Below are 23,030 nucleotides of genomic sequence, written 5' to 3' on the forward strand. Positions count from 1 at the left end.
ACATGAACGACTTCAACACCCTTGAACTGCACACCGACCCCCGGGGTTTTGCCACCCTGTGGTTGAGTCGCGAGCACAAAAACAATGCCTTTAACGCCGAAATGATCCAGGAACTGATCATTGCGCTCGATAAGGTTCAGAGCGATACCAGTCTGCGTTTTCTGCTGCTGCGCGGGCGCGGCAAACATTTCAGCGCCGGTGCCGATCTGGCCTGGATGCAGCAATCGGCCGAGCTCGACTACAACACCAACCTGGATGACGCCCGGCATCTGGCCGATCTGATGTACAACCTGGCCAAACTGAAAATCCCGACCCTGGCAGTGGTGCAAGGTGCCGCCTACGGTGGTGCGCTGGGCCTGATCAGCGCCTGCGACATGGCGATTGGTACTGAGGATGCGCAGTTCTGCCTGTCCGAAGTGCGCATCGGCCTGGCTCCGGCCGTCATCAGCCCGTTTGTGGTGCAAGCCATTGGCGAGCGCGCCGCACGCCGATTTGCCCTGACCGCCGAACGTTTCAGCGGGCAACACGCCCGTGAGCTGGGTCTGCTTTCAGAATGCTATCCGTTGGCCGAGCTTGAGCAGCAAGTAGCCCATTGGGTCGACAACCTGCTGCTCAATAGCCCGCAAGCCATGCGCGCCTGCAAGGACTTGCTGCGCGAAGTCAGCCACGGCGCGCCGACGCCCGCCATTCGCCGCTACTGCGAAAACGCGATTGCCCGGATCCGTGTCAGCCCCGAAGGCCAGGAAGGCTTGCGAGCCTTTTTGCAAAAGCGCACACCCCGCTGGCAGACAGACACTTCGACCCAGGAGCCGCGCTCATGAGCACACCTGTGATTACGTCTTTATTGGTGGCCAACCGCGGCGAAATTGCTTGCCGGGTCATGCGTACCGCCAAGGCACTTGGCCTCACAACCGTTGCCGTCCACAGCAGTACTGACCGCGATGCCCGCCATTGCCGTGAGGCCGATGTGTGCGTAGACCTGGGCGGCAGCAAGGCCGCCGACAGCTACCTGAAAATCGACAAGATCATTGCCGCCGCCCACGCCAGTGGCGCGCAAGCGATCCATCCGGGGTACGGCTTTTTGTCCGAGAACGCAGGCTTTGCGCGGGCAATTGAAGCCGCCGGGCTGATTTTCCTGGGCCCGCCCGCCTCGGCCATCGATGCCATGGGCAGCAAGTCCGCCGCCAAGGCCTTGATGGAAACCGCCGGTGTACCATTGGTACCGGGCTATCACGGCGAAGCGCAAGATCTAGACACCTTTCGCGCCGCCGCCGAGCGCATCGGTTACCCGGTGTTGCTCAAAGCTACCGCCGGCGGTGGTGGCAAGGGCATGAAGGTGGTCGAGGACGTAAGCCAATTGGCCGACGCCCTGGCTTCGGCCCAACGTGAAGCACTGTCCTCATTTGGCGACGCGCGGATGCTGGTCGAGAAATACGTGCTGAAACCCCGACACGTCGAAATCCAAGTTTTCGCCGACCAACATGGCAACTGCCTGTACCTCAATGAGCGTGACTGCTCGATCCAGCGTCGCCACCAGAAAGTCGTAGAGGAAGCCCCTGCCCCCGGCCTGAGCGCAGAACAGCGTCGTGCCATGGGTGAAGCGGCGGTTCGTGCTGCGCAGGCCATCGGCTATGTCGGTGCAGGCACCGTGGAGTTTCTGATGGATGCTCGTGGCGAATTCTTCTTTATGGAGATGAACACTCGCCTGCAAGTCGAGCATCCGGTGACCGAAGCCATCACCGGCTTGGACCTGGTGGACTGGCAAATCCGTGTGGCCCGTGGCGAAGCCTTACCGATCACTCAAGACCAGGTGCCACTACGCGGGCACGCGATTGAAGTGCGCCTGTATGCCGAAGACCCAAGCAATGATTTCCTGCCGCAAACCGGGCGCCTCGCCCTGTACCGCGAGTCGGCTGCCGGGCCGGGGCGGCGGGTTGACAGCGGGGTCAGCGAAGGCGATGGAGTGTCACCGTTTTACGACCCGATGCTGGGCAAGCTGATTGCCTGGGGCGAAGACCGCGAGCAGGCCCGCTTGAGGTTGCTCGCCATGCTCGAGGAGTTCGCCATTGGCGGCCTGAAAACCAACCTGAGCTTCTTGCGGCGCATCATCGGGCACCCGGCTTTCGCCGCCGCCGAGCTTGATACGGGTTTCATCCCGCGTTATCAAGCGCAATTGCTGCCGCCGGTTGAGCCGCTGCCAAATGCTTTCTGGGAGGCTGCTGCCCAGGCTTTTCAACTCAGTCTGGCAACTGAGCAGCCCAGCGATGATCCAACCTCACCCTGGTCATCGCGCACGGGCTTTCGCAACGGCCTGCCAGCCAAAACCTTGCTGGTGTTGAGCGCCAATGATGAACGTCGTGTAGTCAGCCTCGGCGTACCCAAGGCCACCCTGCGTAACCAGCAGTTAGTCATCGAACACGACGGGGTCCGTCGTCAACACTTGGCCATCCGCCAAGCCGACAGCCTTTACCTGCGCTGGGAAGGCGATGTGCAACGGGTCTGCCTGCATGATCCGATTGCCGCTGTCAGCGCCAGCCACGGGCAGCAAGGCGGCCTCAGCGCCCCCATGAATGGTAGCGTGGTGCGCGTACTGGTTGAGGTAGGCCAGTCGGTGGAGGCCGGCGCTCAGTTGGTCGTGCTTGAGGCGATGAAAATGGAGCACAGCCTGCGTGCGCCTCAGACGGGTGTGATTAAGGCCTTGTTCTGCGAAGAAGGCGAGATGGTCAGTGAAGGAACCGTATTGATCGAAATGGAATAAAAAAAGCGGATACCGGCAACGGTATCCGCTTTCTTCAGGGCCTCTAAGGCGCCGGGACTCAGAACTTGGTGATGGCCTGCACCACCACACCGATAATCGAGCAACGTTCGTCAAACAGGACCTTCGGATAGGTCGGATTCAGTGGCTTGAGGTACAACTGACCACTCTCTTCGCTGAGTTGCCTGAAGGTTGCCTCTGTGGCCTCAGGCGTGCGGGCAATAACCATTTTGCCGGGCTGCGGCTCAATGTCCGGATCAACCAGAATCATCATCCCAGGCGGGACGCTGATGCCCAGCGGGGCCGTCATCGCATCCCCCGTCACTTGTAACCAGAACGCCGCCCCTTTGGCGTAATGGTCGCTGACCTCAAACAGCGTGCCCGGCTCATAGCCTGGCAGCACTTTCTCGTTGATTTGACCTGCCGTCGCCCAGTCACTGACCGGATAACGGAATGCAGACGTTATGTCGTAGGTGACCTCGTCAACGCCCGACTCATTGGCCGCATCATTGCGATCACGAATCACCAAGGCGACTTCCAGGTGCTCCAACCCCAATGCATGCAGCACTTTGTTCATCGTGAGCAGGTCGGGCTGACGGCGTTTGTTGAGCCAATGCCCAACGCCCCCCTGGGAAGCCCCGACGCGTTCGGCGAGTTTCTCTTGCGTGAGTTTCTGCTCGCGCAATTTGGTTCTGACTAAAGCGATCCATTTATCCATTTGCGGAACAATACGGATTGAATTCGGGGCAACAATACACACTCCGTATTATTTAAATCCATGACCAAAATACCAATTGTACTATTCTGGTGATGACTGATCCTATTAATCTCAGAAACGTAGGTAAATCATGACTTCCATAACAAAAATAACGCCAGACACCGAGCTCGATAATGAGCTCGAAGCGCTCAAAGACGACGCTGCGACTCAACGTGCGCTTGACTATTATTTGAAACCAGCTGTTTCCCAGCCACCTTCCGAGAAAAAAGTGTTCGTTGTGTGCGACGGTTTGAGCCAAGAAGAAGCCTTGGTCTGTGCCAGCGATTACCTAAGATGCGGTCTGAGCATGGTGCATGCCTCTGCCGAAACCCACCAGGGACCTCATCGCGATCAGTTTCTGTCCGTGGCGTTTTTCTTTGAGTCAGCCAAACAACTGCTGGACAAAGCGCTGGATGTGCAAAAACTCTCGAATCGATAACACGCAGGTTTGCAAAAGCATGCAATGACTGTGTGCTGAGTCACCGGGCCAGAGCGTTTGAAGGGGAAGTGGAAAAAAAATTTCCAAAAAGGGCAGGAAAACAATTGACTTGCAAATGATAATGATTATTATTGCAAGCAACTGATCGCGAGATCAGTCGATAATTCACAGGACCTTAGGTCGGTCTTCGAATTATCTCCTCATCAGGCTAATCACGGTTATTTGACCCGGCTTATCGCCGGGTCTTTTTTTACGGCCAGTTATCTGGCTCAGCGTGCTTCAGGCTAATGAAGTCTTGTGTGCGACCGTTTTTTTGGTGGCCGCTACGATGCCGGCGATGATAGCAAATGAACATCGAACAACGGAAGCCTAATGCCCAAGACAATAGGCGTAATAGCAATTTGAAACTTGAGAATCACTCTCAAAAACGCTATTCTCGCCGCGCGTCAAGGATGACGCCCCCCCGTTATCCTCTCCTCCCCCTTCAAATACCGTATTGAGCATCGCTATTGCGATGTAAAGTAGCGACCACAATTATCTGATTCCAGGATTTGGACGATGACCGTGGCGCCTTCCGCTCTGCATATCCGCAGTGACTTTGACAGTGGCAACATCCAGGTGCTGGATGCCAGTAACCCGATGCACGTGCGACTGGCGATAAAGCCCGACACCCAGAGTGCACACTTTCAGTGGTTTCATTTCCACGTCGAAGGTCTGCAGGTTGGCCAGACCCACCGCTTTGAGTTGAGCAACGCCAGCCAGTCTTCCTACAACAAAGCCTGGGATGGTTATCAAGCCGTTGCGTCTTACGACCAGGAGAATTGGTTTCGCGTCCCGACCCAATTCGATGGTAGCGCGCTGACCTTCAGCCTCAAGGCGGAGCAACCGCAAGTCTGGTTTGCCTACTTCGAACCTTATAGCCGTGCGCGCCACGACGATCTGATCAAAAACGCCGTGCAATGGTCCGGCTGTGAAGTATTGGCCGTGGGCAAAAGCGCCGAAGGTCGCGACATCCCGCTGCTACGCAAAGGCAACGGTGCCAGCCGCAAACACAAGCTGTGGATCATTGCTCAACAACACCCGGGCGAACACATGGCCGAATGGTTCATGCAGGGCATTCTGGAACGCCTGGAGCAAGGCAGCGACCCGCAGCTACGCAAGTTGCTGGACTATGCCGATCTGTACCTGATCCCCAACATGAACCCGGATGGTGCCTTCCACGGGCATTTGCGTACCAATGCCAACGGTCAGGACTTGAACCGCGCCTGGCAAAATACCGACCCCGAGACCAGCCCAGAGGTGTTTTTCGCCTTGGAGCAGATGCATAAGTATGGTGTCGACCTGTTCCTGGACATTCACGGCGACGAAGAAATCCCCTATGTGTTCACCGCGGGGTGTGAAGGCAACCCGGGCTACAGCGAACGTCTGGCCACGCTTGAAGAGCGCTTTCGCAGCCACCTCAGCCAGCAGACCCGCGACTTCCAGACTACCCATGGCTACCCACGTGACGCGGCCGGCCAAGCCAATATGACGCTGGCCTGCAACAGCGTCGGCCAACGTTTTGACTGTTTGTCGCTAACCCTCGAGATGCCCTTCAAGGACCACAACGATGCGCCGGACGCGGTCACAGGCTGGTCGGGCAAACGCTCCATGCAACTGGGCAAAGATGTACTGAGCACCTTGTCGAGCATGGTTCGCGAACTGCGTTGACCTCCACCGGTCTGAGCACTTTCCTTTACGTATACGAGTAATCAACGCCTGCTTATGGATACCCTCGCTAAACTGCGCGCTGGCCAATTGGCCGGCCACACACGTCTGGATCTGTCGTGCGGGCTGACTGAGTTCCCACAAGAAATTTTCCAACTGGCTGACACACTGGAAGTCCTCAATCTGAGTGGCAACGCCCTCAACCGCTTGCCGGATGACCTGCACCGACTGACCCGCCTGCGCATTCTGTTTTGCTCCGACAACCAGTTCACCGAGCTGCCCGCTTGCCTGGGGCAATGCGCTCAATTGAGCATGATCGGCTTCAAGGCCAATCAGATCAAAAGCGTCCCTGGCGCAGCGCTACCGCCGTTGCTGCGCTGGTTGATCCTGACAGATAACCGCATCGAGTACCTGCCTGAAGAATTGGGGCAGCGGCCGTTGCTGCAAAAGTTGATGCTCGCCGGCAACCGTCTGCGAACCGTGCCTGCAAGCCTGGCCAACTGCGAGCGCTTGGAACTGATTCGACTGGCAGCCAACCGGTTCACCGAGCTGCCTGAAACGGTGCTGGCATTACCGGGCCTGAGCTGGCTGGCCTACGCCGGCAATCCATTGCGCGACGACGCCAGCGCTCATCTGGAAGCCGACAACACACCCAACATTGAATGGTCACACCTTGAACTGGGGCAAAAGCTCGGTGAAGGCGCTTCGGGGATCATTTACCAAGCGCAATGGGGCGCCCCGGGCAAAGCTGCACAGTCGGTCGCGGTCAAACTGTACAAAGGCAGTATCACCAGCGATGGCTCGCCGCTCAATGAAATGAATGCCTGCATTGCAGCGGGCCAGCATCCTAACCTGATCAAGGTTTTAGGCCGCGTGACGGGCCATCCCGATCACACAGCGGGCCTGGTCATGGAATTGATTGACCCGTCATTCATGAACCTCGCCGCCCTGCCCAGCTTCGACACGTGCAGCCGCGATGTCTATGCACCTACCACCCGTTTCACTTACGCCAGCGCCTTGCGGATTGCCCGCGGCATTGCGTCGGCTGCAGGCCACTTGCACGCACAAGGCATCTGCCATGGCGACTTGTACGGCCACAATATCTTGTACAGCCACGACGGCAACTGCCTGCTCGGCGACTTTGGCGCAGCCTGCTTTCATGCGCTTGATGACAGCCCGCAAACCCGCGCATTACAGCGCATAGAGGTCCGTGCATTCGGGATTTTGCTGGGTGAATTGCTGGAGCGGATAGACTCGGGAATGAGCCATCAACAAAGAGCGCAGTGGGAAGACTTGCAGCAGCGCTGTACCCAACCTGACGTATTGGCGCGGCCAGATTTTACTGCGATAGATAAAGCACTGGCTTGAACCAGCAGGAATGAGGGTGTTTCGCGATCTCTTTAAAAGATCGCGAAACACCCCCGCTCCTGCCAGGGTTACGCGAGGGCTACGAACATGTCCTGAACGTCGTCCTGCTCTTCCAGCTTGGCCAGAAACTCTTGAACTTCAGCCATTTGCTCGTCAGTCAGGCTGGTTACCGGGTTTTTCGACTGATAGCCCAGCTTGGCCGACAGTACGGTGAAACCCTGTTCCGGAAGCGCTTTTTGCACCGCATCCAGGTCTGTGGTTTCAGTGATGAACAAAGTCGTGCCTTCTTCTTCACCTTCTTCAAAATCCTGGGCGCCTGCTTCGATAGCAGCCATTTCAGGGTCAGCGTCTGGGGTGTCAGGCTTGGCTTCGATCAGGCCGACATGATTGAAGTCCCAGGCAACCGAACCTGTAGCGCCCAATTGACCCTTGCGGAATGCCACGCGAATCTCGGCAACAGTACGGTTAATGTTATCGGTCAGGCACTCTACGATCAGCGGGACCTGATGCGGTGCAAAGCCTTCGTAGGTCACGCGGTGGTATTGCACCGCTTCCGTACCAATACCGGCACCTTTGTTGATCGCGCGCTTAATGGTGTCCGCAGGCATCGACGCTTTTTTGGCCTGCTCATAGACCAGACGCAAATGCGAGTTCATGTCCGGGTCTGCGCCGTTGCGGGCTGCAACGGTCAGTTCCTTGGCCAGCTTGCCGAAAACCTTGCCGCGGCTGTTTGCGGCTTCCGCTTTGTGTTTAACCTTCCACTGTGCGCCCATTACTCATTCTCTCAATCGGGTGTGTCGCGGCGGCATGGCCGTCGAATGGCGGCAAGTTTATACGGCTGAAAGTCGTCAATCGACCAAAAAATCCAATTTACGGTGCGAGGTCCATAAACGCTTTGATCAGCCGCAACTCGCCACGCCGCTCCATGCAGCCCAGCATATGGTGGTTGATCAGCCCTGAACCGTTGATCGGTACCGCCCTCACCCGCGGGTCGTGGCTGACTTCGGCCGACGACACAATTCCGATCCCCAACTGCGCCGCAACCGCCTCAGTCACCGCCTCTCGGCTGTCCAGTTCCAGCAACACCCGTGGGCTTACCCCCGCGCTGACGCACGCCTGATCAAAGGTGCGACGGGTAATCGAGCTCGGCTCGCGCAACACCATGATCACCTGATTAAGTTGCACAATATCAACGCCTTGCGCCAACGCCTGCCATGGATGCCCGGCAGGTACCAGAGCGCAGATCCGCGATGTTTGCAGAGCCCGCAAGGTCAGCCCCTTTCGTGGTTCTGCCTCAGTCAGTACGGCCACATCGACATGCTCGGACAACAACGCACTCAAGGTTTCCTGAGCATTACCCAGACGCAGATTAACGGTAATGCCCGGGTAGCGCTCGCGCAGGCTGGCCAGCATCGGCATCACCATGTGCGGCCCATCGGCGGCCACCTCCAGTCGCCCGGTTAGCAGTTGACGGTTAGCCTCGAGCAACACTTGCGCCTCATCCACCAGACCGAACATGGCGCGGGTGATGGCTGCGAGGCGGGTGCCCTCCTCGGTCAACTCCACCCGCCGCGCGGTCCGCCGCAGCAAAGTGATTTGATAATGCTCCTCCAACGCTTTGATATGCCCGGTTACCGCGGGCTGGCTGATAAACAGCCGGGCAGCGGCCCGAGTAAAACTCCCTTCGCGGGCAACGGCGTCAAAGGCGCGCAACTGAAACAAGTTCATAGGTATAAGTCTGACCGATAGCTTGGATAACAATAAACAATTTGATTGATAACAACGCAAACTGCAACGTATGCCCTGTATTCAATGACCATCCCAAGCTTGTGAGGAAACCGCATGACCCTTGCTGCGCCGATCCTGCTGACACCGGGCCCACTGACCACCTCACCGCGTACCCGCCAAGCCATGCTGGTCGACTGGGGCTCATGGGATGAGCGTTTCAATCAGTTGACTGCCAGTGTGTGCAAGCAATTACTGGCAATCATCAACGGCACCGACACGCATCACTGCGTGCCCTTGCAAGGCAGCGGTACGTTCGCAGTGGAAGCGGCAATTGGCACACTGGTACCCCGCGACGGACACGTCCTGGTCCTGATCAACGGCGCCTACGGCAAACGGCTGGCAAAGATCTGCGACGTGCTGGGTCGCCGTTTCAGTACCTTTGAAACGGCCGAAGACCAACCATCCACTGCCGCCGACGTCGAGCGCCTGCTCAAAGCCGATTCGAGTATCAGCCACGTCGCAGTGATTCATTGCGAAACCAGCACCGGGATTCTCAATCCGCTATCAGAAATAGCTGCGGTCATCGCCCAACAGGGTAAACGTCTGATCATCGATGCCATGAGCTCCTTCGGCGCCCTGCCCATCGACGCGCAAGAAGTGCCGTTCGACGCGCTGATCGCCGCCTCGGGTAAATGCCTTGAAGGCGTACCCGGCATGGGCTTCGTTTTCGCCCGCAAAGCCGCGTTGGCCAATGCCGCCGGTAACTCGCACTCTTTGGCCTTGGACCTGCACGATCAGCAGGCCTACATGGCCAAAACCGGGCAATGGCGCTTCACCCCGCCGACCCACGTCGTCGCCGCGTTACACGAAGCCTTGCTGCAATACGACGAAGAAGGCGGTTTGCCTGCACGGCATAAACGTTACGCCAGCAACTGCCAGACGCTGCTCGACGGCATGGCCGGGCTGGGGCTGCGCAGCTTCCTTCCCGATGCCATTCAGGCGCCGATTATCGTGACATTCCACGCCCCCAAAGATCCGCGCTATCAGTTCAAAACGTTCTACGAACGGGTCAAGGCCAAGGGCTTCATCCTGTATCCCGGCAAATTGACCCAGGTTGAAACGTTCCGTGTCGGTTGTATCGGCCATGTCAATTCGATCGATATGCACGCCGCAGTCAACGCCATCGGCCAGGCGCTGCGCGAAATGGAAGTACTGGATATTTAAGCCGGAACAGACCTCATCCCACCTATTTACTTCGTGCAGCCAAGGCTGCTCACACAGGATTGACAGACATGAACTACACCAACCCAAGCAAACTTCAGGGAGCGATTCTCGACTGGGCCGGCACCGTGGTCGACTTTGGCTCTTTCGCGCCGACACAAATCTTTGTCGAGGCCTTTGCTGAGTTCGACGTGCATGTATCCATCGATGAAGCACGTGGACCGATGGGCATGGGCAAGTGGGATCACATCCGGACCCTTTGCGATCAACCCCAGATCGGCGAGCGCTACAAAAAGCTCTTCGGCCGCACGCCGACTGACGACGATGTAACCGCTATTTACCAACGCTTCATGCCATTGCAAATCGAAAAAATCGCCGAACATTCGGCACTGATTCCCGGCGCGCTGGAAACCATCGCCACGCTGCGCGCGCAAGGGTTAAAAATAGGTTCGTGCTCAGGCTACCCGGCGCAAGTGATGGCCAAGGTCATCGAACTGGCCGCCAGCAATGGCTATGTTGCCGACCACGTAGTGGCCACTGACCAAGTCCCGAATGGGCGCCCGTGGCCTGCACAGGCGCTGGCCAATGTAATTGCGCTAGGTATCGACGATGTAGGCGCCTGCGTGAAAGTCGACGACACCGTGCCTGGCATCCTAGAAGGTCGTCGCGCGGGCATGTGGACTGTGGCATTGGTGTGTTCAGGTAACGCGCTGGGCCTGACATATGAGCAATACCGCGGGTTAGACAGCGCCACTCTGGCGAGCGAGCGCAAGCGTATTCACGCTCTGTTTGAAAGTTCGCGCCCCCACTACTTGATCGACACTATCTGCGACCTGCCCGAGGTCGTTGCCGACATTAATCAGCGCCTGAAAAAGGGGGAAATGCCGCAAAACAGCTGATTCAGTGCAGGCAGACGCCCAGATCGGGGCGTCTGCCCACTGTCATGGAGCCCGACAGCCCCATGAGCAGCAATGGCATCACAGATCAGGCTTTTTTCAACTGTTCAACCCATTGGCTGTACGCATCAATAAAAGCCTGCAAGAAGGGTCTGGTCTTTTCAGAAACCGCGCCTGACTCATCAAATACACTGCCCGCGCCGCCCAGATAAGCTTCCGGCTGTTGCAAGCAAGGAACATTCAGAAACACCAGCGACTGACGCAAATGATGGTTGGCGCCAAACCCACCGATCGCCCCAGGCGAAACACTGATGACCGCCCCCGGCTTGCCGCCCCATACGCTCTGACCATAAGGACGGGAACCGACGTCTAGAGCGTTTTTAAGCGCAGCAGGAACCGAGCGATTGTATTCAGGCGTCACGAAAAGCACCGCATCGGCGGCGCGTACTTGATCTCGAAACTTGCTGTAAGCCGCGGGTGGCGGAGTGATCTCAATGTCTTCGTTGTACAAGGGCAGATCACCGATCTCGACAATATTCAGCTTCAGATTAGCCGGTGCCAGCCCTGCCAGGGCATGAGCGACTTTGCGATTGAGTGAATCCTTGCGCAAACTACCGACCAGCACTGCGACGTTGTAGACCTTGCTCATTGAAAACTCCGAGTCTGTGGCTGTAGGAAGATTAGTTATAGATGATCAAACGGGTTTCTTGCAGCCTGGTTTACTTTATTGGCCCTCAAGCCTGTAAAGTAGCCGGACTATTTTTTCCCTATCGTTAAACTTCCCCTGCTGATCAACGGTCTACAGAACCGCAAATTGGGTGTTTATCTCCAGAGGTTCTCTACAAATGGCGGCAGTTCTAGTTGGGCAATTTCATGCAAGAGATGCGGAAGGCCGTGTCTACTCGGTGCATGAGTTTGAAACAGTGGTAGAGGGTCATTCGTTGACCACCTACAAACTGGCTATTGGGGATCGTGTCACAAAGATCAATGACAATGAATTTGAATTGATTCAATCAAAAACGCTGTTGACTCGCGATTCAGAAACCGCAGCGGCGAAAAAAACCGATGCGCTTGTAACGCCTGAATAACAACGCTGCAACGGCATACCGCGCAAGTCACAGGAAGAGACTGGAGGGCCTGGCTTGGCGAAGCCAGAATCTGATCCACAGCATATGGATTTCACGCATGCGTTTACGCCACATCGAAGTGATCCAGGCGATCTTGCAAACCGGCAATCTCGACCATGCTGCCGAGTGGCTGCAACAGCCAGTGGCCACTCTCACAGCCACCCTGCATGAAGCCGAGCAACAGCTCGGCTTCATGCTATTTGCCAGCGTTCGCGGGCGGCTGCAAGCCACGCGCGAAACCCTGGCGCTGCAACCCCTGATCAACCAGCTGTACCTGGATGCCGAGCCCCTTCGCCGGCTGGGCGATGCCTTGCGCCAACATCAGGACCCTACCCTGCGCGTGGTCTGTGGCGAGACAATGGCGCAGTCGTTAGTGCCGCACAGCATTGGCACACTCCGTCGACGTTTTCCTGACACGCCCACAACCCTGAGCAGCCAGCCTTTCCCTGAATTAGTACGCCGCGTTTCTATGGATGAGTGCGACGTAGGCCTGAGCTTGCAGCCTGCCGAACTGCCCGGCATCGACAGCCAGAAATTGGCTCAAGGCAAGGTACAACTGCTTGCACCTCACGGCTGGCTTTCACCCAAGCAAAAATACATCGCCCTCCACGACCTGGCCGGCCAAGCCATGATTGGCCTGCGTCAGCACGACCTGCTGAGCCGCACACTCGACAGCAAATTACATACGCTGAAGCCGGCGCCGGTGGTGCATATTGAGGTTCAAAGCTATCAAATGATGCGTGCCATGGTTGAGGCAGGCGAAGGGCTGGCGCTAGTGGACCCATTTACTGCCATAGGGGCCAAAGACAGTGGGCTGGATGTGTGCCCGTTATCGCCAGCGGTTCCGGTGACCCTGTATGCGCTTACGCGCAAAGGCTCAGAACCAGGCGCTGCACTTAAAGCACTGCTCGAGATAGTCCGTGAAAGAGCCGATGCCTTGCTGGCCGAGCAAGGCGTCGTCACCCTTTAGGCTGCGTCTATTCAAGATCAAAAGACCGCAGCCTACGCCAGTTTCTGGAAGGGTACGGGCTGAACCTTAAATGTGCCCCTCAAACAACAGATACCAGAAGATCGCCACTTCGCAGGTCTGAGGGTCTATACCGCGATAACGCAGGTAATCGATCCCGCCTACCTGATACCCACAACGCTCATACAAACGGCAGGCGCCGATGTTGTTGTTTTGGGTTTCGAGCATGATGCCCTGCAGGTTTTTCTTGTGGCTCCAAAACTTGACCACATCCAGTAACGACTTGGCCACACCGTGGCGACGCGCACAGGCGACCACGGCCAGTTCATCGACATGGGCAAAGCCATTCCAGTTAGTGCTGACAACGACATGCCCCACCGGTTGTTCATCCAGGTAGGCCATGAAAATCGCACTGTCTGGCGCCCCGATAAAACTGGCAAACTCATCCGGATCTATGCCGTAGCACTTGCGGTACGGCGTGATCATGTCCAGTGGCCAGTGCTCGACCTTCTTATGACGGTCAGCACGGGCGTACGCATTGACTTCAAAACTAAAATCATTGCCCCATACATAGGGCGCAAATCCTTCATCAGCCAATCGAACCGAAACAACAGGGTCGTTGGGGTTCAAAACCAGGTGCATGAAAAATCCCTCTTTCTTGCGGTGAAATACCCCTGCAACTCGCCGTCAAACACTGCGACGGCGTTAACATCCTTTAGGGTTTAGTGCTGGGTTTGGGCTTCGATGAGTTGTGCCCACAGCGACGGGCCACCCGCCGACTTGGCAATTGCCTCAAGACGCGCGGCATGTTCGGCCAAGTCACTTTCAGTTGCACGAATAATTCGGCCAGGTTGTCGGTCCGCTGACAAACGGCGAATTTCCGTGGCCTGATTGCCTGAGTTGTCACCAGACTCATGACCGTCGGAGGCATTACCGGCCAGCGACAAGCTGGTCTGCCCACCGGTCATGGCCAGGTAAACGTCAGCCAAAATCTCGGAGTCGAGCAAGGCGCCGTGCAATTCACGACCCGAGTTATCGACACCATAGCGTTTGCACAAAGCGTCCAGGCTATTGCGCTGCCCTGGGTGACGGGCTCGCGCCATCATCAGGGTGTCGAGGATGGTGCAATGTTGAGTAATGTCCGCACGGTCGGTCTGACCGATCAAGGCAAATTCGTTATTCAGGAAGCCGACGTCAAACGCCGCGTTATGAATGATTAACTGTGCGCCTGAAATAAAGTCGAAAAACTCATCGGCTACTTCGCCAAAACGAGGTTTGCCGACCAGGAACTCGTTGGTAATACCGTGGACGCCGATGGCGCCCTCATCACTTTCACGGTCCGGCTGCAGGTACACATGAAAATGCCGGCCGGTCAGACGACGGCCCATTAACTCCACGCAACCGATCTCGATCACCCGGTGACCATCGGTGACGGGCATACCGGTGGTTTCAGTATCGAGTACCACACTACGCATGTTTGTTGCCTCTCATTTGCTCCACTCCACGGTTGGCCAACTGGTCGGCACGCTCATTACCAGGATGGCCAATATGCCCGCGTACCCACTGCCATTTCACCGTGTGGCGATTGACTTGTTCATCCAGCAGTTTCCAGAGATCGGCATTTTTCACGGGCTCCTTGGAGGCGGTTTTCCAGCCGCGCTTTTTCCAGTTGACCATCCACTCGGTGATACCTTTCATCACATATTGAGAGTCGGTTACCAACAAGACTTCACAAGGACGCTTGAGCTCTTCAAGGCCACGAATGGCCGCCATTAATTCCATGCGATTATTGGTTGTATTGGGCTCGCCGCCCCAGAGTTCCTTTTCAACGCCCTGATAGACCAGCAACGCTCCCCAGCCTCCAGGCCCGGGGTTACCCTTGCAGGCACCATCGGTGAACATTTCTACGCTATCGCTCATTGCAAACTATCCAGAAAGGGCTGCTACGGCCTGCCAATCAAGGGGTGATGACAGCACCTGAGGTCGGGTAAACCCGACCCGGCATTAAAAATCAGGGTTCAATATCAGGCCGGTTGACCTTGGCCATCTGCAGAGGGATCAGCTTGCCCTTGGGCTCGCGGCGCATTGGCTTGACGGGGCGTAACCCCACTACCATTTTGCGGGCGACCAAGACATAGAAGCCACCACCGGCCAATTGCCAGCTACCTGCTTTGCGCTCCCAACCCGACAAACGTCCTTGCCAGGCCTTGGAAGCAAGCGGCGGACGATAGCATCCGAAGCGGCGTTTCTCCAGCGCAAAGCCCAGCAGGTTGAGCCAGTCGGCAACGCGCGAGGGCGAAATACAACGTGCCTTGCGCAGCGCATCCTTGGCAAAAACATGCCGAAGCCCCCAACTGCTCCACGGGTTGATACCCACGATCAGCAAATGCCCGCCCGGTCGCACACTGCTGGCCGCTTCGCGCAGCAAGCCGTGAGGGGACAGACAAAAATCCAGACCATGCTGCAACACCACCACATCGGCCGCGTGCTCACATAAAGGCCAGGATTGTTCTTCACAGATAATTTCGACACCGGGCAAGGGCGCACCCATGCGGACATTGCGTTGCACTTGCGGGGCCTTGGGCGGCGTGTCTGCACCAGGGCCGTAATGCACCAGATAGCCGCCGAAATAGCGTCCGAGCTCTTCCTCAAGTACGCGCTGCTCGTCTTCCAGCAATAACTGGCCAAGAGGACCAGACAGCCATTCGCGGGCCGAACTGATCAGTGCCAGCCACTCAGGGTCTGCCTGAGCCAATGGTTTATCGGTCATTGCTCCTCCACCTCGCCATTTACACGACTAACGCTCGGCTGACGCTTCGATGCGGCTCGCATTGGAACGCCAACAGCCCCTAAGATGCGCCATTGTCTCGCACTTGGGAATTGCACCATGTTACAGATCGACGCCCTGCCCGCCTTCAGCGACAACTACATCTGGTTGTTACAGGATACGACCCAAAAACGCTGCGCCGTGGTCGATCCGGGTGACGCTGCCCCTGTTCTGGACTGGCTCAAGCAACATCCCGACTGGTCACTCAGCGATATTCTGGTCACCCATCACCACTTCGATCATGTCGGTGGCGTTGAACAATTGCACCTCATCACGGGTGCGAAGGTTTGGGGGCCGGCACTGGAAAATATTCCTGCACGACAAGTGCCACTTAACGATAACGACCTGATCAACATACTGGGAATTGAATTCAAAGTGTTTCTGGTACCAGGCCATACTTTAGGTCATGTTGCTTATTATCACGCTGATGTTTCAAAGCCACTATTGTTCAGCGGCGATACGCTGTTCGCAGCCGGGTGCGGGCGTTTATTTGAAGGCACTCCCGAACAAATGCATCAGTCCTTGAGCCGGCTGGCCGCATTGCCACCGCAAACGGAGGTGTATTGCACGCATGAATACACTCAAAGCAACTTACGCTTTGCTCAAGCCGTTGAACCGAACAACCCCGATATTGCCGAGCGAGTTGCACAAGTTGCGACCTGGCGAAATGAAGGCAAGATCAGTTTGCCATCAAGTATTGCGCTCGAGCTGCGCACTAATCCTTTTTTAAGGGTTAGTGAAATATCCGTTAAAGAAAAAGCTGACGAATGGAACAAACGCGACAATGACTCGCCCTGCGCGGTCTTTGCCAGCTTGCGCAGCTGGAAAGACAAGTTCTAATCAAGGCCGCGGTTGCCATAAAAACTCTGAATGGTTGACCGCGCCCCACCTGCTTTCTAGAATCGCCCGACATTTTTGCCCGAAACTATCTTTCAGCCAATGTCGTCATTCAAATCTAACGCCCTCAGTTCAGACGCATTGACGCGGTTGGCTAAAGCAATCGCGGTGGTTATATCTGCCACTTTGGCAGGATGCCAAAGCTTCGATCATTCGACCCAGACGGTCGAACGCCCAAACCTGAAGCTCACCAAACGAATTCCTCAGGAGCCGCTCTGGCTCAATGAAAAGCCCGGCCCTGCAGCACCCAAAGATATTTGGGAGCGCATGCGCCAGGGCTTCCAGTTGCAAGAAGGCCTTGGCGTAAACCCACGAATCGAACAACAGCGCTTGTGGTTTGCCAGTAACCCGTCTTTTCTTGAAGGCGCAGGCGAACGCGGCAGTTTGTACATTCATTACATCGTCGAGCGCCTTGAAGAACGAAACATGCCACTGGAGCTGGCGTTATTGCCAGTAATCGAAAGTTCTTACAACCCGATGGCGTATTCCCATGCCAATGCCGTGGGGCTTTGGCAGTTCATTCCTTCGACTGGCCGTTATTTCAATCTACGTCAAACCCGCGCTTACGATGGGCGTCGCGACATTACCGCCTCGACCCTCGCCGCAATGAACTACCTGACGCGCCTGCATGACATGTTCAACGGCGACTGGCTGCTGGCACTGGCCGCCTACAACGCAGGTGAAGGCACGGTCAGCCGGGCCATTGAACGCAACCAGAAACTCGGATTGCCTACCGACTACTGGAACCTGCCCTTGCCGCAGGAAACCAAAGACTACGTGCCCAAGCTGCTCGCACTGTCGCAAGTCGTCATGACACCTGAGGCCTACGGCATCAATTTGAACCCGATTGCCAACGAACCGTACTTCGAGACGGTCGAAATCAAGCAGTCCATGGACCTGTCCCGCGTAGCAGCCCTGGCGGAGATCGACGAAGACGAAATGTTCCAGTTGAACCCCGCTTATAAGCAACGCGCCACCACGGACGGCCCGCAACAACTGCTGGTACCCACGTCCAAGGCGCAGTTGTTGACTGCCAGCCTGTCCAACCTCAAGCCTGAAGAACTGGTGAGCCTGCGCCCGAAGAAGGCCGTCTTCGATACGGTTGCAAGCAACCCGCCTGCCCGACCAACTCGCCAGTACCGGGTTAAACGCGGTGACAACCTGACACTGATCGCCAAGGCCAATAAAGTCAACGTCAAAGACTTGCAGCGCTGGAACAAACTAAGCGGCCATAACCTCAAGGCTGGCCAAACGCTGGTCATGCAGGACACGCGCAAGCCGGCGACTAAAAAGACCACAACTTACACCGTGAAAAAAGGCGATTCCTTATACATTGTTGCCAAGCGTTTCAATGTTGAGATGCAACATCTCAAGCGCTGGAATCCGAACTCAGCCAGGGCTCTCAAGCCTGGTCAAGTCCTGACAGTGTACAAACCGCACTGACACGGCCAGTAAATACATACGGGCAAGTAAACTCCTACTAAATTGCAGGAAGTTGCTTGCCCGTAATGCTTTCTGGGGTGGCCTTTTTCCTACAGATACAAGCTGTTACTGTACGGAATCCTTTAGCCCAATGCCCGGATCGAATATCTGACTTAATGCGTCCCCTACTTTTAGTGCTGATCAACCTGGCCTTAAGCTTTCCGGCAAGCGCAACCCTGACCGAAAGCCACGGGTATGCGCAGTTCGGCACGCTCAAATACCCCGCAACTTTTACTCATTTCGACTGGGTGAATCCTGACGCGCCTAAAGGCGGGACATTGCGGGTCATGGCATTCGGCACGTTTGACACGCTCAACCCTTACTCCTTCAAAGGCACCAGCCCGGTTTCGACCGCTAACTTTCTGCAATATGGTGTCAACGAACTTAACGAAACCCTGATGGCCGGCACCGGCCAGTACGCCCCGTCAGGTGACGAGCCGACCTCCAGTTATGGGTTGATCGCACAATCCGTGGAATACAACGAAGATCGCAGTTGGGTGGTGTTCAACCTACGCCCCGAAGCGCGATTTCATGATGGCAAACCCATCACCGCCTACGACGTAGCGTTTTCTTACAACTTACTGCTCAAAGAAGGTCACCCACAATACCGGACCAACCTTCAGGAAGTTCAGCGCGTCGACATCTTGGGGCCCAAGCGCATTCGCTTTGTCTTCAAGCGCGCGGGCAACCCGCTATTAATTCTGCGTCTGGGTGAATTGCCGGTCCTGCCACAGCACTATTGGGCTAAACGGGACTTTAAAGCGACGACGTTTGAACCCCCGCTGGGCAGCGGTCCCTATCGCATCACCAAGGTCACCCCAGGTCGACAAGTGGTGTTTGAACACGCCAAGAACTGGTGGGGTGCGAACCTGCCGGTCAATCGCGGCAAATACAACTTCGAGCGAGTTGAGGTGGAGTTCTACCGCGACAGCAACGTAGCCTTCGAAGCCTTCAAAGCAGGCGAGTTCGACATTTATATCGAGCATCAGGCCAAGAACTGGGCCAATGGCTATAAGTTTCCAGCGGCGCGGCGCGGTGATGTGATCAAGGCTGAGATCCCCCATCAGATCCCGACCCAGACCCAAGGCCTGTTCATGAACACTCGGCGCAGTACCTTCGCGCAGCCCGCCGTTCGCGAGGCGCTGGGGCAGATGTTCGACTTCCAATGGACCAACCGCGCTCTTTTTTATGGTGCTTATCAACGTGCCGAGAGTTACTACCCCAACAGCGAGTTCTCAGCCAGCGGCATCCCTCAAGGCCACGAATGGCTGATGCTCTCCCCTTGGCGCAGTCAATTGCCCCCCGAGCTGTTCAGCCAGGCATTTGCCCTGCCCAAAACCGAAGGCCGCGGCATACCCCGAGAAACCCTGCGCGGTGCACTGCAATTGCTGGCCAATGCCGGCTGGAAACTCTCAGGGCAGCGTTTGCTCAACAGCGAAGGCACACCGCTAAAGTTCGAAATATTGCTGGTCAACCCTAACCTCGAACGGATTTTGCAGCCTTATGTCGAGAACCTGGCCAGTATCGGTATCGAGGCCCGTCTACGGACGGTGGATCGTGCGCAATACAAACAGCGTCTTGATCAATTCGACTTCGACATGATCCTGATGACACTCGACCAGACCTTAAGCCCCGGCCTTGAGCAGTGGCAGTACTTCCACTCCAGCCAGGCCAACGTCAAAGGCAGTAAGAATTATGCGGGGGTTGCCAACCCGGTCGTCGATCAATTGCTTGAAAAACTGCTTGCTGCCCAGAACCGCGAAGAGCAACTGGCCGCCGGCCGGGCGCTGGATCGCGTTTTGCTGTGGCAGCACTACATCATTCCTAATTGGTACCTGAACTATCACCGCTTGGCGTACCACAACCGGTTCGCCTTTGTGACTACGCCGCCTTATACCTTGGGCCTTAGCGCGTGGTGGCTTAAGCCTACGGAGAAAACCCAATGATGCCTTTGCGTACCTGGCTCAAACCTCTGGCAGCTCTGTTACTGGCCAGCGCGACATGCGTGGCACTGGCCGCCCCGCAACATGCATTGACGCTCTACGATGAACCGCCCAAATACCCGGCCGACTTCAAGCACGTCGATTATGTGAACCCGGATGCGCCCAAGGGCGGGACCTTTCGCAAATCGTCCATGGGCAGCTTTGATAGTCTCAATCCGTTTATCAACAAAGGCGTGCCGGCCGATGGGATTGAAATGACCTTCGATACCCTGACCCGTCAGACTCTGGATGAGCCGTTCACGGCCTATGGCCTGATTGCGCAAAAGATGGAGAAGGCGCCCGATAACAGTTGGGTGCGTTTTTACCTGCGTCCCGAAGCCAAGTTCAACGATGGTCATCCGATTCGGGCTGATGATGTAGTGTTTTCGTTCGATACCTTGATGAACAGCGGGTCCCCGCTGTTCAAGGGCTATTTCAGCGATGTCGACCAGGCCATCGCAGAAAACCCGCTACAAGTGAAGTTCACCTTCAAACAGAACAAGAACCGCGAGTTGCCACTGATTCTGGGGCAACTGCCGGTGCTGCCCAAACATTGGTGGGAAAGCCGAGATTTTAACAAGGGCAACCTCGAAATCCCTGTGGGCAGTGGCCCCTACACCATCACCGACATCAAGCCTGGGCGTTCAATCCGTTACGAGCGCAACAAGGACTATTGGGGCAAAGACCTGCCAATCAATAAGGGCCTGTACAACTTCGACGCGATTACCGTGGATTACTTTCGCGACAACAGCGTTGCCTTTGAAGCGCTCAAGGCCGGGCAGTTTGATTACTGGTATGAGATCAGTGCAAAAAACTGGGCCAGCGGCTATAACGTTCCTGCATTCACCCAGGGCCGCCTGATAAAAGAAGAGATCCGCAACCATAACCCGACCGGCATGCAAGGTTTTGTGTTCAACCTGCGCAAACCCATGTTTCAGGATGCGCGGGTCCGCGAAGCGTTGAGCCTGCTGTTCGACTTTGAATGGGCCAACAAACAACTGTTCAGCGGGGCATATTCGCGCACCGGCAGTTATTTCGAAAACTCGGAGATGGCCGCCAAGGAACTTCCGAACGCGCAAGAGTTGGCGATTCTGGAACCACTGCGCGGACAGATTCCCGACAAGGTATTCACGGACGTCTTCAAGCCCACCGTCACAGACGGCAGCGGCATGATTCGCGACCAGCAACGCCGCGCCTATCAACTGCTGCTAGACGCTGGCTGGAGCATCGTCGACGACAAAATGGTCGACGCCCAAGGCAAACCGGTGAAGATCGAGTTTTTGTTGGCACAATCCGAGTTTGAGCGGATTCTGTTGCCTTACAAACGCAACCTCAGTGACCTGGGTATCGACCTGCAAATTCGTCGTGTCGACCCTTCTCAATACCTGAATCGCCTGCGCTCCAGGGACTTCGACATGATTGTCGGTAGCTTCCCGCAGTCCAACTCGCCCGGCAGTGAACAACGCGAGTACTGGGAATCGCAAAGCTACGACAAACCCGGCAGCCGCAATTTTATCGGGCTCAAAGATCCGGCCATTGATCGCCTGACTGAAGAATTGATCCATGCCGACTCCCGCCAAAGCCTGATCGACCATGCCCGCGCCCTCGATCGCGTGCTGCAATGGGGCTTCTATGTCATCCCCAACTGGCACATCAAAACCTGGCGAGTGGCGTACTCAAACAACATTGGTCACCCGGCGGTGACACCGCTGTATGACATCGGCATAGACACCTGGTGGGCAAAGCCTGATGCAGAGCCAATCACTCCGACCACCCCCACAAGCGAAAGCCTGGAGCCTTAAATGCTGGCGTATATCTTCAGGCGACTGCTGCTGATTATTCCGACTCTATTCGGGATCTTGCTGATTAACTTCATCATTATTCAGGCCGCCCCTGGCGGCCCGGTTGACCAGATGATCGCCAAGCTCGAAGGCTTCGACGGGGCAACGAGCCGTATCGCAGGGGGCGGGTCCGAAGTCTCGGTCGCCGGCTCCAACTACCGCGGCGCGCAAGGTCTGGACCCTGCGCTGATCCAGGAAATCGAAAAGATGTACGGGTTTGACAAGTCAGCCCCGGAACGCCTGTGGATCATGATCAAGAACTACGCCCATCTGGACTTCGGCGAGAGTTTTTTCCGCGATGCCAAGGTGATTGATCTGATCAAGGAAAAAATGCCGGTCTCCATCTCGCTGGGGTTGTGGAGCACGCTGATCATGTATCTGGTGTCGATTCCGCTGGGTATCGCCAAGGCCACGCGCCACGGCAGCCACTTCGACGTCTGGACCAGTTCGGCAATCATCATCGGTTATGCGATCCCGGCCTTCTTGTTTGCCATTCTGCTGATCGTGGTCTTTGCCGGGGGCAGCTATCTGGACTGGTTCCCGCTGCGCGGACTCACCTCCAACAACTTTGACGAACTGAGTCCGGGTGGCAAGGTACTCGATTATTTCTGGCACCTGGCGCTGCCCGTCACCGCCCTGGTCATTGGCAACTTTGCCACCATGACGCTGCTGACCAAAAACAGCTTCCTGGATGAGATAAACAAACAGTACGTGGTCACGGCCAAAGCCAAGGGCCTGACCAACCACCGGGTGCTCTACGGGCACGTCTTTCGCAACGCAATGTTGCTGGTGATTGCCGGTTTCCCGTCGGCCTTTATCGGCATCTTCTTTACCGGCTCTTTGCTGGTTGAAGTGATTTTTTCGCTGGATGGACTAGGGCTGATGAGCTTCGAGGCCGCAATCAACCGCGATTATCCGGTGGTATTTGGCACCCTGTTTATCTTCACGCTGGTCGGACTCGTCGTAAAACTGATCGGCGACCTCTCATACACCCTGGTTGATCCGCGCATCGACTTTGAAAGCCGGGAGCATTGAG

The 23,030-nt window shown here is 56.3% G+C and carries 22 protein-coding genes; 14 read left to right on the top strand and 8 right to left on the bottom strand.

The window, feature by feature from the left end; genetic code table 11:
* The first annotated feature begins 2 nt into the window (after positions 1–2).
* On the top strand, positions 3–821 hold the full coding sequence (locus NTD86_RS16090) for a gamma-carboxygeranoyl-CoA hydratase (RefSeq protein WP_262203646.1): 819 nt from the start codon (positions 3–5) through the stop codon (positions 819–821).
* Positions 818–2,758, top strand: coding sequence for an acetyl/propionyl/methylcrotonyl-CoA carboxylase subunit alpha (locus tag NTD86_RS16095; RefSeq protein ID WP_262203647.1), 1,941 nt, complete (start codon positions 818–820; stop codon positions 2,756–2,758). Before NTD86_RS16090 ends, NTD86_RS16095 begins: the two co-directional genes overlap by 4 nt.
* Before the next feature lie 58 nt (positions 2,759–2,816).
* Here NTD86_RS16095 and NTD86_RS16100 read toward each other — a convergent pair whose 3' ends face one another.
* Positions 2,817–3,473 carry a LexA family protein gene (locus NTD86_RS16100; protein ID WP_262203648.1) on the bottom strand — a complete coding sequence of 219 codons (657 nt, stop codon included), beginning with the start codon at positions 3,471–3,473 and terminating at the stop codon, positions 2,817–2,819.
* 130 nt (positions 3,474–3,603) lie between these two features.
* Here NTD86_RS16100 and NTD86_RS16105 point away from each other — a divergent pair, with 130 nt between their 5' ends.
* The 3 genes from NTD86_RS16105 (at position 3,604) to NTD86_RS16115 (ending at position 7,026) form a co-directional block, all read left to right on the top strand.
* A complete protein-coding gene (locus NTD86_RS16105; RefSeq protein ID WP_262203650.1) occupies positions 3,604–3,951 on the top strand; it encodes a DUF6124 family protein in 348 nt (115 codons plus the stop codon).
* A 558-nt stretch (positions 3,952–4,509) separates the two neighbouring features.
* Positions 4,510–5,661: a M14-type cytosolic carboxypeptidase gene (locus NTD86_RS16110; RefSeq protein WP_262203652.1), complete on the top strand. Its 1,152-nt coding sequence runs from the start codon at positions 4,510–4,512 to the stop codon at positions 5,659–5,661.
* A 54-nt stretch (positions 5,662–5,715) separates the two neighbouring features.
* Positions 5,716–7,026 (top strand): leucine-rich repeat-containing protein kinase family protein, encoded by a 1,311-nt coding sequence (locus NTD86_RS16115; RefSeq protein ID WP_262203654.1) that lies wholly within the window; start codon positions 5,716–5,718, stop codon positions 7,024–7,026.
* 68 nt (positions 7,027–7,094) lie between these two features.
* Here NTD86_RS16115 and NTD86_RS16120 read toward each other — a convergent pair whose 3' ends face one another.
* Positions 7,095–7,799 (bottom strand): YebC/PmpR family DNA-binding transcriptional regulator, encoded by a 705-nt coding sequence (locus NTD86_RS16120; RefSeq protein WP_262203655.1) that lies wholly within the window; start codon positions 7,797–7,799, stop codon positions 7,095–7,097.
* Positions 7,800–7,896: 97 nt separating this feature from the next.
* Entirely contained in the window at positions 7,897–8,754 is an 858-nt protein-coding gene (locus NTD86_RS16125) for a LysR substrate-binding domain-containing protein (RefSeq protein WP_262203656.1), read from the bottom strand.
* 114 nt (positions 8,755–8,868) lie between these two features.
* Between NTD86_RS16125 and NTD86_RS16130 the strand changes: the two genes are divergently transcribed.
* Together NTD86_RS16130 and phnX are read left to right on the top strand one after the other, a co-directional pair.
* On the top strand, positions 8,869–9,978 hold the full coding sequence (locus tag NTD86_RS16130) for a 2-aminoethylphosphonate--pyruvate transaminase (RefSeq protein ID WP_262203657.1): 1,110 nt from the start codon (positions 8,869–8,871) through the stop codon (positions 9,976–9,978).
* Positions 9,979–10,046: 68 nt separating this feature from the next.
* A complete protein-coding gene (phnX, locus tag NTD86_RS16135) occupies positions 10,047–10,874 on the top strand; it encodes a phosphonoacetaldehyde hydrolase (RefSeq protein WP_262203658.1) in 828 nt (275 codons plus the stop codon).
* Positions 10,875–10,959: 85 nt separating this feature from the next.
* Here phnX and NTD86_RS16140 read toward each other — a convergent pair whose 3' ends face one another.
* Positions 10,960–11,520 (bottom strand): NADPH-dependent FMN reductase, encoded by a 561-nt coding sequence (locus NTD86_RS16140; RefSeq protein ID WP_262203660.1) that lies wholly within the window; start codon positions 11,518–11,520, stop codon positions 10,960–10,962.
* 196 nt (positions 11,521–11,716) lie between these two features.
* Between NTD86_RS16140 and NTD86_RS16145 the strand changes: the two genes are divergently transcribed.
* Together NTD86_RS16145 and NTD86_RS16150 are read left to right on the top strand one after the other, a co-directional pair.
* Entirely contained in the window at positions 11,717–11,959 is a 243-nt protein-coding gene (locus NTD86_RS16145; RefSeq protein ID WP_262203661.1) for a hypothetical protein, read from the top strand.
* Between the two features lie 97 nt (positions 11,960–12,056).
* The gene (locus tag NTD86_RS16150) at positions 12,057–12,968 is read left to right on the top strand and encodes a LysR substrate-binding domain-containing protein (protein WP_262203663.1); all 912 of its coding nucleotides are present in this window, start codon (positions 12,057–12,059) and stop codon (positions 12,966–12,968) included.
* A gap of 66 nt (positions 12,969–13,034) precedes the next feature.
* Here the strand turns inward: NTD86_RS16150 and NTD86_RS16155 are convergent, their stop codons facing one another.
* The 4 genes from NTD86_RS16155 to NTD86_RS16170 form a co-directional block, all read right to left on the bottom strand.
* The gene (locus NTD86_RS16155; protein WP_262203664.1) at positions 13,035–13,607 is read right to left on the bottom strand and encodes a GNAT family N-acetyltransferase; all 573 of its coding nucleotides are present in this window, start codon (positions 13,605–13,607) and stop codon (positions 13,035–13,037) included.
* A gap of 80 nt (positions 13,608–13,687) precedes the next feature.
* Positions 13,688–14,440, bottom strand: a complete 753-nt coding sequence (gene dnaQ / locus NTD86_RS16160; RefSeq protein ID WP_262203666.1) for a DNA polymerase III subunit epsilon — start codon at positions 14,438–14,440, stop codon at positions 13,688–13,690.
* Positions 14,433–14,885, bottom strand: coding sequence for a ribonuclease HI (gene rnhA, locus NTD86_RS16165; protein ID WP_262203668.1), 453 nt, complete (start codon positions 14,883–14,885; stop codon positions 14,433–14,435). The genes dnaQ and rnhA overlap by 8 nt, the downstream gene beginning before the upstream one ends.
* Positions 14,886–14,976: 91 nt before the next feature.
* Entirely contained in the window at positions 14,977–15,735 is a 759-nt protein-coding gene (locus NTD86_RS16170) for a class I SAM-dependent methyltransferase (RefSeq protein WP_262203669.1), read from the bottom strand.
* A 117-nt stretch (positions 15,736–15,852) separates the two neighbouring features.
* Between NTD86_RS16170 and gloB the strand changes: the two genes are divergently transcribed.
* The 5 genes from gloB to NTD86_RS16195 all read left to right on the top strand — a co-directional run bounded on the left by gloB (position 15,853) and on the right by NTD86_RS16195 (position 23,029).
* Positions 15,853–16,632 carry a hydroxyacylglutathione hydrolase gene (gene gloB / locus NTD86_RS16175; RefSeq protein ID WP_262203671.1) on the top strand — a complete coding sequence of 260 codons (780 nt, stop codon included), beginning with the start codon at positions 15,853–15,855 and terminating at the stop codon, positions 16,630–16,632.
* 99 nt (positions 16,633–16,731) lie between these two features.
* The gene (locus NTD86_RS16180) at positions 16,732–18,132 is read left to right on the top strand and encodes a LysM peptidoglycan-binding domain-containing protein (protein ID WP_262203672.1); all 1,401 of its coding nucleotides are present in this window, start codon (positions 16,732–16,734) and stop codon (positions 18,130–18,132) included.
* Between the two features lie 155 nt (positions 18,133–18,287).
* The gene (locus tag NTD86_RS16185) at positions 18,288–20,117 is read left to right on the top strand and encodes an extracellular solute-binding protein (protein ID WP_262203673.1); all 1,830 of its coding nucleotides are present in this window, start codon (positions 18,288–18,290) and stop codon (positions 20,115–20,117) included.
* Positions 20,114–21,955, top strand: a complete 1,842-nt coding sequence (locus NTD86_RS16190) for an extracellular solute-binding protein (RefSeq protein WP_262203675.1) — start codon at positions 20,114–20,116, stop codon at positions 21,953–21,955. The genes NTD86_RS16185 and NTD86_RS16190 overlap by 4 nt, the downstream gene beginning before the upstream one ends.
* Positions 21,956–23,029 (top strand): microcin C ABC transporter permease YejB, encoded by a 1,074-nt coding sequence (locus NTD86_RS16195; protein ID WP_262203677.1) that lies wholly within the window; start codon positions 21,956–21,958, stop codon positions 23,027–23,029.
* Position 23,030 lies beyond the last annotated feature (1 nt).

It is taken from the genome of Pseudomonas sp. 7P_10.2_Bac1, assembly GCF_025465935.1.
Lineage (GTDB): Bacteria > Pseudomonadota > Gammaproteobacteria > Pseudomonadales > Pseudomonadaceae > Aquipseudomonas.

Coding starts and splice junctions, on each gene's coding strand:
- NTD86_RS16125 (WP_262203656.1), bottom strand. CDS start 8,754: ATGAACTTGTTTCAGTTGCGCGCCTTTGACGCCGTTGCCCGCGAAGGG.
- NTD86_RS16090 (WP_262203646.1), top strand. CDS start 3: ATGAACGACTTCAACACCCTTGAACTGCACACCGACCCCCGGGGTTTT.
- NTD86_RS16170 (WP_262203669.1), bottom strand. CDS start 15,735: ATGACCGATAAACCATTGGCTCAGGCAGACCCTGAGTGGCTGGCACTG.
- NTD86_RS16145 (WP_262203661.1), top strand. CDS start 11,717: ATGGCGGCAGTTCTAGTTGGGCAATTTCATGCAAGAGATGCGGAAGGC.
- NTD86_RS16120 (WP_262203655.1), bottom strand. CDS start 7,799: ATGGGCGCACAGTGGAAGGTTAAACACAAAGCGGAAGCCGCAAACAGC.
- gloB (WP_262203671.1), top strand. CDS start 15,853: ATGTTACAGATCGACGCCCTGCCCGCCTTCAGCGACAACTACATCTGG.
- NTD86_RS16195 (WP_262203677.1), top strand. CDS start 21,956: ATGCTGGCGTATATCTTCAGGCGACTGCTGCTGATTATTCCGACTCTA.
- rnhA (WP_262203668.1), bottom strand. CDS start 14,885: ATGAGCGATAGCGTAGAAATGTTCACCGATGGTGCCTGCAAGGGTAAC.
- NTD86_RS16095 (WP_262203647.1), top strand. CDS start 818: ATGAGCACACCTGTGATTACGTCTTTATTGGTGGCCAACCGCGGCGAA.
- NTD86_RS16180 (WP_262203672.1), top strand. CDS start 16,732: ATGTCGTCATTCAAATCTAACGCCCTCAGTTCAGACGCATTGACGCGG.
- NTD86_RS16150 (WP_262203663.1), top strand. CDS start 12,057: ATGCGTTTACGCCACATCGAAGTGATCCAGGCGATCTTGCAAACCGGC.
- NTD86_RS16110 (WP_262203652.1), top strand. CDS start 4,510: ATGACCGTGGCGCCTTCCGCTCTGCATATCCGCAGTGACTTTGACAGT.
- NTD86_RS16105 (WP_262203650.1), top strand. CDS start 3,604: ATGACTTCCATAACAAAAATAACGCCAGACACCGAGCTCGATAATGAG.
- NTD86_RS16155 (WP_262203664.1), bottom strand. CDS start 13,607: ATGCACCTGGTTTTGAACCCCAACGACCCTGTTGTTTCGGTTCGATTG.
- dnaQ (WP_262203666.1), bottom strand. CDS start 14,440: ATGCGTAGTGTGGTACTCGATACTGAAACCACCGGTATGCCCGTCACC.
- NTD86_RS16140 (WP_262203660.1), bottom strand. CDS start 11,520: ATGAGCAAGGTCTACAACGTCGCAGTGCTGGTCGGTAGTTTGCGCAAG.
- NTD86_RS16100 (WP_262203648.1), bottom strand. CDS start 3,473: ATGGATAAATGGATCGCTTTAGTCAGAACCAAATTGCGCGAGCAGAAA.
- NTD86_RS16130 (WP_262203657.1), top strand. CDS start 8,869: ATGACCCTTGCTGCGCCGATCCTGCTGACACCGGGCCCACTGACCACC.
- phnX (WP_262203658.1), top strand. CDS start 10,047: ATGAACTACACCAACCCAAGCAAACTTCAGGGAGCGATTCTCGACTGG.
- NTD86_RS16185 (WP_262203673.1), top strand. CDS start 18,288: ATGCGTCCCCTACTTTTAGTGCTGATCAACCTGGCCTTAAGCTTTCCG.
- NTD86_RS16115 (WP_262203654.1), top strand. CDS start 5,716: ATGGATACCCTCGCTAAACTGCGCGCTGGCCAATTGGCCGGCCACACA.
- NTD86_RS16190 (WP_262203675.1), top strand. CDS start 20,114: ATGATGCCTTTGCGTACCTGGCTCAAACCTCTGGCAGCTCTGTTACTG.